Origin of the sequence: Shinella sp. WSD5-1, from assembly GCF_963942435.1 — a bacterium.
Classification (GTDB): Bacteria; Pseudomonadota; Alphaproteobacteria; order Rhizobiales; family Rhizobiaceae; genus Shinella; species Shinella yambaruensis.
This window is the reverse complement of sequence record NZ_OZ012597.1, coordinates 247,444-259,341: the sequence shown is the minus strand read 5'-3', so window position 1 is coordinate 259,341 and position 11,898 is coordinate 247,444. Positions and strand designations below refer to the sequence as shown.

Genomic DNA, 11,898 nt, shown 5'->3' with positions numbered 1-11,898 from the left:
AATGACGCTTATCACCCGCCGCCGCACGCTCCAGGGCCTTGCCGGCATTGCCGCCGTCTCGGCGCTCGGCGCGCCGTCCATCCTGCGTGCAGCCGACACGATCAAGCTCGGCTTCCTGTCGGGCCTCACCGGCCTTGAAACCATTCTCGGCGAAACGCAACTCCACTGCTTCGAGCTTGCGGTGGAAGAGCTGAACGCGGCCAACGGCATCGGCGGCCGCAAGATCGAATATGTCGTCGAGGACGACCAGACGACCACCCGCGGCGCCATCGAAAAGGCGCGCAAGCTGGTGTTCGAGGACGAGGTCGTCGCGACCATGGGCATGATCGCTTCGCTAGAGCACGTCGCCGCCCGCTCCGTTACCAGCCCGGCGAACCATATCCTGATGTACTCGACCTATTACGAGGGCGGGGTCTGCGAGAAGAGCTTCTTCTCGACCGGGCAGGTGCCGAACCAGCAGATCGTGCCCTCGCTCGGCTGGCTGACGAAGAACACCGGCAAGACCGTCTATGTCATCGGCTCCGACTACATCTGGCCGCGCGCCTCGACGGAAGTCATCAAAACGGAGATCGAAAAGCTCGGCGGCAAGCTGCTCGGCGCGGAATTCGCCCCGTTCGGCACGCAGGACTTCGCGCCGATCTTCGACCGTGCGCGGGCGGCCAATCCGGATTTCATCTGGATGATGGTGGCGGGCGCCGACGTCATCACGGCCCTGAAGCAGTACCAGTCCTTCGGCTTCAAGCAGCAGCTCTTCTCGAATGCGCTGGACGAGCTGTTCTCCTTCGCGCATCCGGAACTGACGGCCGGCACGCTGTCCAACCAGGCCTACTTCATGAAGCTGGACACGCCGCGGAACAAGACCTTCACGGAGGCCTTCGCGAAGAAGTACGGCGCGGACAAGCCCATCAACGCCATCGGCGAGGCGGCCTATGACGGCGTCCATCTCTATGCCGCCGCCGTGGAGAAAGCCGGATCGACGGAAAGCGACGCGGTCATCAAGGCATTGCGCGAGGTGGAGTTCGATGCGCCGCAGGGCAAGGTCAACTTCGCCGCCAACAATTGCCTGCGCACCAACTCCATCCTCGCTCGCGGCACGCCGGACGGCCATTGGGAAACCGTCGAGAACTTCGGCCAGATCGACCCGGACGTGCCTGGATGCACCCTTTGAACGACATCCTCACCTCGGCGAAAGCGGCACGTGCCGCTTTCCTGTCCGGCACGGCAGGCGCCGAGGAGATGGCCCGGGCGATGCTGGCGGGCATCGCCCGGGACAATCCCCGCCTCAATGCCTATCGCGAGGCGCTGGAAAGCACGGCGCTCGCCGAGGCGCGTGCCGCGGATGCCGCCAGGATGGCGGGCCGCGATCCCGGGCCGCTTGCCGGGCTCTGCGTGGCGGTGAAGGAAAACATCGATACCGTGCCGGCACTGGCGAGTGCCGGCATGCGCTTCCTTCGCGACCGGAGAGCGGTAAAGGACAGCTGGATCACCGCGAGATTGCGTGCGCTCGGCGCGACGATCGTCGGCACGACGATCAGCGATCCGGGCGCCTTCGGGGTGCGGACCGCCGAGGTGGTGCATCCTGCGGACCCGGCGCTCTCCGTCGGCGGTTCTTCGGGCGGCTCGGGTGCCGCGCTGGCGGCGGGGCTTTGCCATGCGGCGATCGGCACCGATACCGGAGGCTCCATCCGGGTGCCGGCCGCGCTGTGCGGCGTGGCGGGCCTGAAGCCGAGCGCCGGCCGATGGTCCCTTTCGGGCGTATGGCCGCTCGTGCCCTCGCTCGATCACGTCGGACCGATGGCGCGCACGGGCGAGGACCTGCTGCTCCTGGCAGAGGCCCTAGACCCCGACATGCCGGCACGCCCGGCCGCGCGCCGTGTCGCTTTCGACCCGGCCTGGATCGCCGAGTGCGATGGCGACGTGCAGGCAGCCTTCGGGCAGACGCTGACGGCGCTGACGCGCAAGGGTGTCGCGGTGTCCGAGGCGCGCCTGCCCGCGCTCGATCGGGTGGCGGCGGTGCACGGCACGATCTTCTGCGTCGAGACGGCCGCCTTCTATCGCAGCGTCGTCGCGCCCGGCGTCGAGCTGCCGCGCGAGGGGCAAGGTGCCGTCAACCATGCGGATTCGATCACCATGGCGGCTTATCTGGCTGCCTGCCGCGATCGCCAGCAGATGCGGGCCGCCGTCGATGCAATCCTTGCGGACGGCACGGTGATCGTGAGCCCGACGACCGCGGTGGCGCGTGCGCCGAAAGACGCGCAAAGCCTTACGGTCGGGGGGACGGAACGGGATTTCACCTATGGATTGGTGCGGCTGACCTGCCTCTTCGACCACACGGGCCACCCCGCCGCGGCTCTGCCGGCCGCAGGCGGCAGCCTGCAGGTCGTTGCCGCCCGCGACGCCGATCGCTCGACTTTCGCGCTGCTGGAGGACGGCCCCTCTTTCAGCACCGGCGTATGATGAAGGCGACGATCAACCCTCCGCTTGGGCCGCTTGCGCGGCCCCGCGGCAGGACCGCTAGTTCATGACGACCACGGCTTCCACCTCGAAAAGCATGGGGTCGATCGCAAGCCTGGGAACGGGAACGAGGGTCTGCGCCGGCAGCGCTTCACCGAACATTTCCTTAACGCTCTGGGTCAGCACCCCAAGCTTCGCCATGTCGTGATCGACCACGAATACGGTGAGCTTGGCGACCTGATCCGGCCTTGCCCCGAGCGCATCGAGGGCAGCGCGCAAATTTGCGTAGGCTTGTTTCACCTGGGCCGCGAAGTCGGGCGACAAGGCCCCCGTGCTGTCCTGGCCGCCCTGTCCGGAGACATAGGCAAGCCTGGCGCCTGCAGGGACGATGACCGCCGTGCTGTAGCCGTTCGGCGTCGGGTCGCCGAGGGTCGGCGGGTTGACGATGGTCAGCTCGTTCGCGGCCGACGCAGCGGAGATTCCGGTTGCCATGATGATGAGCCCTCCAATGAGCAGATGCTTGGTTGCACGTGGCATGATTTTGGTCCTTGGGGTCTAAGACAGGTCGGAGCGAGCATCGGCATGTCGCCTGCTCGTGGCCGACGACGCATTCTATGCGGCCATACCTGTCAATTTCTGTCAGGTTGGATTACGCTTTTTCGATGCGTGCAAGCCGCCTTCTGTCCATTCTGACGACCCTGCAAGCGAAGGGACATGTCACCGCCCAGGCGCTGGCCGCCGAGTGCGAGGTTTCGCTGCGCACGATCTATCGAGATGTGGATGCGCTCAGCGCAGCGGGAATTCCGGTGTACAGCGTGCAGGGCAGCAGCGGAGGCTATCGGCTGCTCGAGGGCTACCGGGTCCGCCTGAACGGCTTGTCCTCGACCGAAGCCGAGGCGCTGTTCCTGGCCGGCCTTACGCGCCAGGCGGCTGATCTGGGGTTGGGCGCCGTTGCGGCGAGCGCGCGCACAAAGCTTCTGGCCGCCTTGCCGGAGAACATGCGATCCGGGGCGATGAGGGCGCGTTTCCACTTCGATGCGCCGGCCTGGTTCGCCGAGGCCGAGGCCCTGGACCACCTGCCCGCCGTTGCCGATGCCGTGTGGAACCAGCGTCCTATCCGCATGCGCTACCAAAGCCGGAAGGCTGACAGGGAGCGGCGCGTCGAGCCTCTTGGAATCGTCCTGAAAGGCGGCGCCTGGTATCTGGCCGCTCGCGCCGACAACGCTTTCCGCACCTTCCGCCTCTCCCGGGTCGGGAAGATGGAGGTGCTTGATGAACGCTTTGACTATCCGGAAGGGTTCGACCTCGAAGCATATTGGACCGAGAGCATCAGGCGTTACGAGATGGACCTTCATCCCAATCGCGCTGAAATCCGGCTGTCGCCCTGGGCCATGGGCATGATGGAGGAGCTTCTGCCTCCCTATGTCCGCACCGGCGCCGTTGTTTCCGAGGAGGCCGACGCGCGGGGCTGGCGACGGGTAACCCTTTCGGTCGGTTCCATCGCTCACGCCGCGATGGAGATCCTGCGCTTTGGAGCGGACGCAGAAGTGATCGGGCCGCCGGAGCTTCGCGCCAAAATGGCGGAGATCGTCGGCACTCTGGCGGAGGTCTATGCCGGTGAGGATCCGGGGTAAGACCTTGCCGCTCTCGTTCCGGACCGGGCCTCAAGCATCAGGCTGACCATGGGGGCGGACGGATCGGCGGCTTCGCGCAACGCCCTATTTCCGCGATGCTCCATACCGGTCATACTTTCGTGTCTGCCGCACCAGCCAGTCCCGAAACAGAATGATGCTCGGCTGGTGGGCTTTGCGTTCCGGGTAGACCACGAAGTACGAGTCGCCCGAGGGGATGGCGTCGCCGAAAGGCATATGCAGCTTGCCTTGGGCAAGTTCAGGCTCGATGAACGAGATCGGGATCACCGCGATCCCGACACCATGGACGGCGGCATTGATGAGCATGTCGTTATGGGAAAACCGCGTTCCCTGGATCCGTCCGCTATAGCTGAGCCCGGCGACCCGCAGCCAGTGCAGCCAAAGGCTGGGTCGACTGGCATTCTGCAGCATCGGGAATTTCGAGAATTCGAGCGGATCGAGCCGTGTCCCCGGCGGGATCAGGCCGGGAGAGGAAACGACGGCAAGCTTCTCCGTGAACAGCTCGATGGCGCGCGCATGAAGCCACGTGCCCGCGCCGCGCAATATGGCGATATCGAGCCGTGTCGTTTCGAAGTCGACGCTCGGAAGGGCCGGCGCGATCTCGAGCGGTATGTCCGGATGGGCCGCGATGAAGGAGCCCAGCCGTTCGGGAAGCCAGCGAGACGCCAAGGTATAGTGCGTGCCGATCATCAGCGAGGAATCCACGCTGCGTCCCCGCACCGCGTCGATCGAGATTTCCTGCAGCCTGTCGAGCGACAGCGCAAGGTCGCGATAGTAGGTGGCCCCCACCTCGGTCAGGACCAGCCGCGGCCCGGAGCGGTGGAAAAGCGGCACCCCGAGAAAATTCTCCAGGTTCCTGATCTGCCGGCTGATCCCGCTCTGGGTCAGCCCGAGATCCTCCGCCGCCCGCGTGAAGCTCATGTAGCGCGCGGCCGCCTCGAAGGCGTGGAGCGCGGAGAGGGAGGGGAGGTAGCGTCGCATGCCCCGTTTTATCAATCATGACTAAAACTCATGCAAGAGAGAATTTTTCCATGATTTTCATCCGACCCGGGATGCGTCAGGTTCTTTCCAGAATAATCCAAACAGGAAGTTCAAGGTGGCCCGTGCGAACCGGACGGGCCGGCTGAAACTCCATAAAAAGGGGAATGCCATGATCAACAGAAGACACTTCAACAAATTCCTGGGGCTGGCCGCGATTTCCGCGGCGGCCTCGCTGCCCGCCCTGCGCGCCAGCGCGAACACCTCGTTCGAGCGGGTCAAGGCATCGGGCGTCCTGCGCATCGGCGGCGTCGCGGACGGCGCGCCCTATTACCAGAAGAGTTTGGCGGACGGTTCCTGGCGCGGGTTCTATGTCGATATCTGCCAGAAGCTGGCGGACGACCTCGGCCTGAAGCTGTCGATCCTCGAAACCACCTGGGGCAACTCCGTCCTCGACCTGCAGGCCGACAAGGTGGACGTGTTCTTCGGCCTGAACCCCACGCCCGAGCGCCAGAAGGTGATCGATTTCTCCGGCCCCGTCTTCCGCAACGCCTTCACCATGGTCACGCGCAAGGGGCTGGAGGCGAAGACCTGGGAGGACTTCGACAAGCCCGAGATGCGCATCGCCGTCGATGCCGGCTCCTCCCATGATGCGGCGGTCTCGCGCCATGCCGCCAAGGCGGAGGTCGCCCGGCTGAAGACGGCGAGCGACGCCACGGCCGCCCTTCAGGCCGGCCGCGCCGACGCGCAATGCCTCGTCCTGATCCTGGCTCTGACGCTGCGTGCGAAAAATACGGCGATCGGTGATCTGGTCATGCCGACCCCGCCCGACTTCACCACCTCCAATGCCGGCTTCCGCCGGGAAGAAGACGGCTCCTGGAAGGAATTCGTCGACCAGTGGATCACCGCCAACCGCGAGAGCGGTTTCGTCCGCGATGCGATCGTGCGCAACATGGGCCTCGTCGGCGTCAAGGAAAGCGACTTCCCGCCCAATTTCGAGATCTGATCCTCCCTCATCCGGCGAAGCTTCGGCTTCGCCGGCATCGGATTTTCGAAGATCGGGTTCGCATCATGTATCAATGGGATTTTTCCATCCTGTGGGACTATCGCTGGATTTTCCTGCAGGGTCTCGGCGTCACCGTGAGTTTCACGCTCGCCATCATCGCCGGCGGCCTGATCGTCGGCCTGGCGGCGGCGATCGGCCTCCTGTCGCGCTTCGCCATATTGCGTGGCATCTCGCTGGGCTTCATCGAAATCTTCCGCTGCACGCCCGTGCTCGTGCAACTGATCTGGTGCTACTATGCCCTGCCGATGCTGGCAGGCGTCGAAATGACGCCCGTGACGGCTTCGCTCCTCGCCCTGTCGTGTTATGGCGGCGCCTTCTATGCGGAGATCATCCGCGGCGGCATCGTCTCCATCGATGCCGGACAGTCCGAGGCCGCCTCGGCGCTGGGCATGACGCCGGCGCTCGCCATGCGGCGGATCATCCTGCCGCAGGCGCTGCGGCGCATGGTGCCGCCGCTGATGAACCAGTCGATCCTCCAGTTCAAGAACACCTCGCTCGTCTCCGTTCTGGCGGTTCCCGATCTCGTCTATCAGGGGCAGATGGCGGCGCATGACAGCTTCCGGCCGCTGGAGACCTATACGGCGGTGGCCGCGGCCTATTTCGCCATCCTTTTCCCGCTGACCTTGTTCGTCCGCTGGCGCGAGCGCAGGAGCGAAGAGACATGACGACCTCCCAAACCGCCATGATCGACATCACGGGCCTGCGCAAATCCTTCGGCCCCCTGGAGGTGCTGAAGGACATCAATCTCCAGGTGAAGGCGGGTGGCGTGGTCGCGCTCCTCGGTCCCTCGGGATCGGGAAAATCGACGCTGCTGCGCTGCATGAACCTCCTGGTCGTGCCCGATGCCGGCCGCATCCGCGTCGGGGACACCACGTTCCAGTTCGGCGCGTCGACCGAACGGCCCAGGACGAAACCGCTTGCCGCCTTCCGCTCGCGCACCGGCATGGTGTTCCAGAACTTCAACCTCTTCCCGCACATGACGGTTCTGGAGAACGTGATCGAAGCGCCCATCCATGTACGCAGGCTCGACCGCAAGACCGCGATCGACCTCGGCATGTCGCAGCTCGAGAAGGTCGGCCTCGCCGACCGGGCGAGCCAGCGCCCGCAGACGCTTTCGGGCGGCCAGAAGCAGCGGGTGGCGATCGCCCGGGCGCTGGCGATGGAGCCGAGCGTCATGCTGTTCGACGAGGCCACCTCCGCGCTCGACCCCGAGCTCGTCGGCGAGGTGCTGCAGACCATGCAGCAACTGGCGGCCGACGGCATGACCATGGTGATCGTCACCCATGAGATCGCCTTCGCCCGCGACGTCGCCGACCGGGTGGTCTTCATGCGCGACGGATACGTGGTCGAGGAGGGGCCGGCGGGCGAGGTCATCAATACACCGAGGATGGAGGCGACGAAAACCTTCCTCAGCCACTTCCACAAGGGTGCGATCTAGCGCAACCCGCACGAGGCACAGGTCATGGAAACAATCAGCGCACTTCGGGTCTTCCTGATCGAAAGCCCGATCAAGATGGCCCGGCAGCAGGGTGTCGGCGACGTCAAGGGAACGGTCAAGCGCGTCCTGGTGGAGCTCACCTCCTCGTCCGGCATCGTCGGCTGGGGCGAGGCGGCGCCGTGGGAGGTCTTCACCGGCACGGCCGAAGCCGCCTTCGCCGCCATCGACGTCTATCTCCGGCCGCTGGTGATCGGCGCCCCGGTCGACCGCATCCGCGCCCTCAGCCTGAAGATGAAGAAGGCGCTGGTCGGCCATGGCGAGGCCAAGCTCGCCATCGAGACCGCGGTGTTCGACATCCTCGGCAAGTCCTGCGGCCTGTCGATCGCCGATCTCCTCGGCGGGCGCGTGCGCGACACCATCCCGCTCTCCTTCTCGATCGCCGATCCGAGCTTCGAGGCGGACATGGAGCGCATGAAGGAGATGGTGCCGAACGGGCACCGGCTCTTCAAGGTCAAGACCGGGGTGAAATCCCACCGGGACGACCTCAGGCATCTGGAGGCGATCCGCAACGCCTTCGGCGACGCGGTGGACCTGCGCCTCGACTACAACCAGGCGCTCGAACCCTTCGGCGCCATCGCCGTCCTGCGGGACGTCGACCGGTTCCGCCCCACCTTCATCGAACAGCCGGTGCCGCGCGAATGCCTTGCGGCCATGGCCTCCTTCGCCGCCGATCTCGACACGCCGATCCTTGCCGACGAAAGCTGCTTCGATGCCCGCGACCTGATGGAGATCGTCAGGCTTCAGGCCGCCGATGCGATTTCCGTCAAGCTGATGAAGGTCGGCGGCCTGTTCAACGCGCAGGCCCTGATGGCACTCGCCGACCTGGCGCATGTGCCGGGCTACGGCGGCACGCTCTGGGAAGGGGGCGTGGCGCTTGCCGCCGGAACCCAGTTCATCGCCGCCACGCCCGGTGTCTCGCTCGGCTGCGAATTCTACATGCCCCATCACGTGCTCACGGAGGACGTGCTGGAGGCGAAGATCGAGAACCGCAACGGCGAGGTCGTCGTCCCGGACGGGCCGGGTCTCGGCGTCATCGTCTCGCAGGCATCGCTGCGCGAGAACGCGCGCATCCTCTGCGAGCGATAGCGGGCAACACGAAACATCATTCGGAGACGTTCCTTTCCGGCGCGGCATCGCGCGCCGGTGGCGGGAGCGTCGTGCAGATTGTCGAGGACGGGAAATGCCAAGCGGAGTTGCCAAGCATGTGGTCGTGATCGGGGCGGGCATCGTCGGTGCCTGCTGCGCGCTCGAGCTCGTCCGCGACGGCCATCGGGTGACGATCGTCGATGCCGGCGAGCCGGGCGGCCGGCAGGCGGCGAGCTACGGCCACGGATGCTGGATCAGCCCCGGCTCCGTGGTGCCGATGTCGATGCCCGGCCTGTGGAGGAAGGTGCCCGGCTATCTCCTCAATCCGTGCGGCCCGCTCGTCATTCGCTGGCGGTACATCCTCAAGCTCCTGCCGTGGCTCGCCCGCTTCCTGCTGGCCGGCGCGACGGTGACGCGGGTGGAGCGCACGGCGCGTGCGCTCGCAACCCTCCTGAAGGACAGCCCTTCGCGGCACGGTGCGCTGGCCGGCGAAATCGGCCGGCCCGACCTCGTTCTCCAGGAGGGCCTGCTCTACGCCTATCCGGACAGGGCAGCCTTCGAGGCCGAGGCGCTCGCCTGGCGCCTGCGCCGGATGACGGGCCTCACATGGCGGGAGCTCGACCGGAGCGCACTCGAAGCGCGCGAGCCCGGATTGTCGCCTCATTACCAGTTCGGCGTCCTGGCGGAAGACGGGGCCCATTGCATCGATCCCGGCGCCTATGTCGCCGCCATCGTCGCGCTGACCGTGAGCCGCGGCGCAAGCCTCGTCCGGGCGAAGGCGACGGGCTTCGATGTCGAGGGCGGGCGGCTCGCCGCCGTACGGACGGAGGCCGGGGCGATCGCCTGCGAGCGCGCCGTCATCGCCTGCGGGGCATGGTCGAAAACGCTTGCGCGCATGGTGGGTGACCGCGTTCCGCTCGAGACCGAGCGCGGCTATCACGGCATCGTCGCATCGGACCAGGCGGGGCCGCGCCATCCGATCATGCCGAGCGATGGCAAGATGGCCAACACGCCGACGCTCGCCGGGTTGCGCCTGTCCGGCCAAGTGGAGCTTGCCGCGCTCGACACGCCGCCGAACTGGAGCCGCGTCGACATTCTCGTCGCGCATGCGCGCCATACCTATCCGTCCCTCAAGGGCCGCGAGGATGTCGTCCTCGACCGGTGGATGGGGCATCGGCCCTCCACGCCGGACGGCCTGCCGGTGATCGGCCCGTCCACCCGTTCGCCGGATGTCCTTCATGCCTTCGGCCACGGCCATGTGGGCTTTGCCAGCGGCCCCGTCACCGGCCGCATGATCGCGGACCAGATCGGCGGCAGGCCCTGCTGCCGAGACCTCGCCCCCTTTTCGCCCCGGCGCTTCGGCCGGGCTTAGATCGACGATTTCGAACAGACGAGTACAGGAGAAAGCAATGCGCGGAGCAGACATCCTTGTGGACATGCTCATAGGCTATGGCGTCGAGGTCGTCTTCGGCGTGCCCGGAGACACCAACGTTCCCTTCTACGAAGCGTTGCAGCAGCGCGAGGGCAGTATCCGCCATGTCATGGCCCGCGACGAGCGGTCCGCCGGCTACATGGCGGATGCCTACGGGCGCTTCACCAACCGGCCGGGCGTCTTCGAGTGCCCGTCGGGCGCGGGCGCCATGTATTCCCTGCCCCCGGTTGCCGAATCCAACATGTCCTCGGTGCCGGTCATCCTCCTGACGATCGACATTCCGCTGCCCGGCGAAGGGCGCGGCGTGTTGACGGAGCTGGATTGCGCCCGGCTCTTCGATCCGGTCACCAAGATGTCCGTGCAGGTGAAGTCGCCGGAAAAGCTGCCCGAGATCATCCGCCGCGCCTTCCGCGCCGCCTGCTCGGGCAAGCCCGGCGCGGTCCATCTGCAGATCCCGGAAGACATGCTGCTCGCCGAGGTCGATCCGGCACGCGTTTCCCTGCATGTGGAAACCGAATGCGCGACCTTCCCGGCCTATCCGACCCTGCCGCCCGCCGACAAGCTCGACAGCGTGCTGTCGCTGCTCATGACCAGCAAGCGTCCGCTCATCGTGTCCGGCGGCGGCGTCAACCGCTCCTGCGCGGGCCCGGAAGTCACCGCCCTTGCCGAGCGCCTCAACATCCCCGTCTGCACGACGATGACGGGGCAGGGCACGATGCCGGACGATCACCGCCTCGCGGTCGGCGTCATCGGCGACAACGGCTTCCATCCCCATGCCAACTGGGCGCTGGAACACGCGGATTTCGTGCTCTTCGTCGGCTCGCGCATGGGCTCGGTCGTGACGATCGGCTGGACCTTCCCGAAGATCACGCTCAACAAGCGCGTCGCCCAGATCGACATCGATCCGGAGATCATGGCGAACAACTACGAGAACGCCGTCTCCGTACAGGGCGACGCGCGGCTCGTCCTGCAACGGCTGATCGACATGGCGCCCGCCGACAACGACGCGGCGCGTACGCAGGACTGGGTGAACGAACTCAATGCGCTGCGGGCGGACTTCTGGGAGAATGCCGAGACCCTGCTCGGCTCGGAAGCCGCGCCGCTGCGCCCCGAACGGGCCGTGCGCTGCTTCAACGAGGCGCTGGAGGCCTATGGCAAGCCGGCGCACATCTATTCCGACGCCGGCACGCCGACGCCGCATATGACGCGTTTCCTCAAGCTGAAGGACCGGCGCACCCGCTTTGCCATTCCGCGTGCCTTCGGCGGCCTCGGCTCGGCGCTGCCGGCCACCATCGGCGCGTGGTTCGCCGACAAGGAGCGCCGGCCGATCGGCATGTTCGGCGACGGCTCCTTCGGCATGTCCGTGGGCGAGCTGGAAACGCTGGTCCGTCTCCAGGTGCCGGCGATCCTGCTGCTGTTCAACAACGGCACCTTCGGCTGGATCAAGGGCCTTCATCGCCTCAGGGGGCACAACCAGTGCTTCGGCGTCGACTTCCTGCCGCCGCGCGGCCAAGCGATCGCCGAGGCCTTCGACGTCAAGGCCTGGACCGCGACGAATTCGCGCGAACTCGACGCGGCACTTGCGGAGGCCTTCGCCTATAAGGATGGTCCCTGCCTGATCGACATCCATGTCGAATCCATCGCCGACCGCGTTCCGCCGGTCTATTCGTGGCTGGCCAAGCGCGGCAAGGATCCGCTCAGCATCGAGGCGGAAGACGTCCGCTACGCCTGA

The 11,898-nt window shown here is 66.3% G+C and carries 11 protein-coding genes; 9 read left to right on the top strand and 2 right to left on the bottom strand.

Going from position 1 to position 11,898, the window contains the following annotated elements; genetic code table 11:
* Position 1 precedes the first annotated feature (1 nt).
* Together AABQ55_RS24350 and AABQ55_RS24345 are read left to right on the top strand one after the other, a co-directional pair.
* Positions 2-1,168 (top strand): substrate-binding protein, encoded by a 1,167-nt coding sequence (locus tag AABQ55_RS24350; protein WP_272807621.1) that lies wholly within the window; start codon positions 2-4, stop codon positions 1,166-1,168.
* Positions 1,156-2,457, top strand: coding sequence for an amidase (locus AABQ55_RS24345; protein ID WP_338341913.1), 1,302 nt, complete (start codon positions 1,156-1,158; stop codon positions 2,455-2,457). Before AABQ55_RS24350 ends, AABQ55_RS24345 begins: the two co-directional genes overlap by 13 nt.
* Positions 2,458-2,514: 57 nt before the next feature.
* On the opposite strand, the gene AABQ55_RS24340 is transcribed toward AABQ55_RS24345, so the two are convergent.
* Positions 2,515-2,991 (bottom strand): RidA family protein, encoded by a 477-nt coding sequence (locus AABQ55_RS24340; protein ID WP_272807623.1) that lies wholly within the window; start codon positions 2,989-2,991, stop codon positions 2,515-2,517.
* A 125-nt stretch (positions 2,992-3,116) separates the two neighbouring features.
* Between AABQ55_RS24340 and AABQ55_RS24335 the strand changes: the two genes are divergently transcribed.
* Entirely contained in the window at positions 3,117-4,088 is a 972-nt protein-coding gene (locus AABQ55_RS24335; protein ID WP_272807624.1) for a helix-turn-helix transcriptional regulator, read from the top strand.
* An 84-nt stretch (positions 4,089-4,172) separates the two neighbouring features.
* Here the strand turns inward: AABQ55_RS24335 and AABQ55_RS24330 are convergent, their stop codons facing one another.
* Positions 4,173-5,027 carry a LysR substrate-binding domain-containing protein gene (locus AABQ55_RS24330; RefSeq protein WP_338341912.1) on the bottom strand — a complete coding sequence of 285 codons (855 nt, stop codon included), beginning with the start codon at positions 5,025-5,027 and terminating at the stop codon, positions 4,173-4,175.
* A gap of 229 nt (positions 5,028-5,256) precedes the next feature.
* Between AABQ55_RS24330 and AABQ55_RS24325 the strand changes: the two genes are divergently transcribed.
* The 6 genes from AABQ55_RS24325 (at position 5,257) to AABQ55_RS24300 (ending at position 11,898) form a co-directional block, all read left to right on the top strand.
* Positions 5,257-6,090 (top strand): transporter substrate-binding domain-containing protein, encoded by an 834-nt coding sequence (locus tag AABQ55_RS24325; RefSeq protein WP_272807626.1) that lies wholly within the window; start codon positions 5,257-5,259, stop codon positions 6,088-6,090.
* 65 nt (positions 6,091-6,155) lie between these two features.
* A complete protein-coding gene (locus AABQ55_RS24320; RefSeq protein WP_272807627.1) occupies positions 6,156-6,815 on the top strand; it encodes an amino acid ABC transporter permease in 660 nt (219 codons plus the stop codon).
* The gene (locus tag AABQ55_RS24315) at positions 6,812-7,588 is read left to right on the top strand and encodes an amino acid ABC transporter ATP-binding protein (protein ID WP_272807628.1); all 777 of its coding nucleotides are present in this window, start codon (positions 6,812-6,814) and stop codon (positions 7,586-7,588) included. Before AABQ55_RS24320 ends, AABQ55_RS24315 begins: the two co-directional genes overlap by 4 nt.
* 24 nt (positions 7,589-7,612) lie before the next feature.
* Positions 7,613-8,734 (top strand): enolase C-terminal domain-like protein, encoded by a 1,122-nt coding sequence (locus tag AABQ55_RS24310; RefSeq protein WP_272807629.1) that lies wholly within the window; start codon positions 7,613-7,615, stop codon positions 8,732-8,734.
* Between the two features lie 94 nt (positions 8,735-8,828).
* A complete protein-coding gene (locus AABQ55_RS24305; protein WP_272807630.1) occupies positions 8,829-10,106 on the top strand; it encodes an NAD(P)/FAD-dependent oxidoreductase in 1,278 nt (425 codons plus the stop codon).
* Between the two features lie 37 nt (positions 10,107-10,143).
* Positions 10,144-11,898, top strand: coding sequence for a thiamine pyrophosphate-binding protein (locus AABQ55_RS24300; protein WP_272807631.1), 1,755 nt, complete (start codon positions 10,144-10,146; stop codon positions 11,896-11,898).

What these genes read in the sequence shown, in the direction of transcription:
- AABQ55_RS24300 (WP_272807631.1), top strand. Translation starts at nt 10,144, where the DNA reads ATGCGCGGAGCAGACATCCTTGTGGACATGCTCATAGGCTATGGCGTC.
- AABQ55_RS24335 (WP_272807624.1), top strand. Translation starts at nt 3,117, where the DNA reads ATGCGTGCAAGCCGCCTTCTGTCCATTCTGACGACCCTGCAAGCGAAG.
- AABQ55_RS24350 (WP_272807621.1), top strand. Translation starts at nt 2, where the DNA reads ATGACGCTTATCACCCGCCGCCGCACGCTCCAGGGCCTTGCCGGCATT.
- AABQ55_RS24320 (WP_272807627.1), top strand. Translation starts at nt 6,156, where the DNA reads ATGTATCAATGGGATTTTTCCATCCTGTGGGACTATCGCTGGATTTTC.
- AABQ55_RS24345 (WP_338341913.1), top strand. Translation starts at nt 1,156, where the DNA reads ATGCACCCTTTGAACGACATCCTCACCTCGGCGAAAGCGGCACGTGCC.
- AABQ55_RS24325 (WP_272807626.1), top strand. Translation starts at nt 5,257, where the DNA reads ATGATCAACAGAAGACACTTCAACAAATTCCTGGGGCTGGCCGCGATT.
- AABQ55_RS24340 (WP_272807623.1), bottom strand. Translation starts at nt 2,991, where the DNA reads ATGCCACGTGCAACCAAGCATCTGCTCATTGGAGGGCTCATCATCATG.
- AABQ55_RS24305 (WP_272807630.1), top strand. Translation starts at nt 8,829, where the DNA reads ATGCCAAGCGGAGTTGCCAAGCATGTGGTCGTGATCGGGGCGGGCATC.
- AABQ55_RS24330 (WP_338341912.1), bottom strand. Translation starts at nt 5,027, where the DNA reads ATGAGCTTCACGCGGGCGGCGGAGGATCTCGGGCTGACCCAGAGCGGG.
- AABQ55_RS24315 (WP_272807628.1), top strand. Translation starts at nt 6,812, where the DNA reads ATGACGACCTCCCAAACCGCCATGATCGACATCACGGGCCTGCGCAAA.
- AABQ55_RS24310 (WP_272807629.1), top strand. Translation starts at nt 7,613, where the DNA reads ATGGAAACAATCAGCGCACTTCGGGTCTTCCTGATCGAAAGCCCGATC.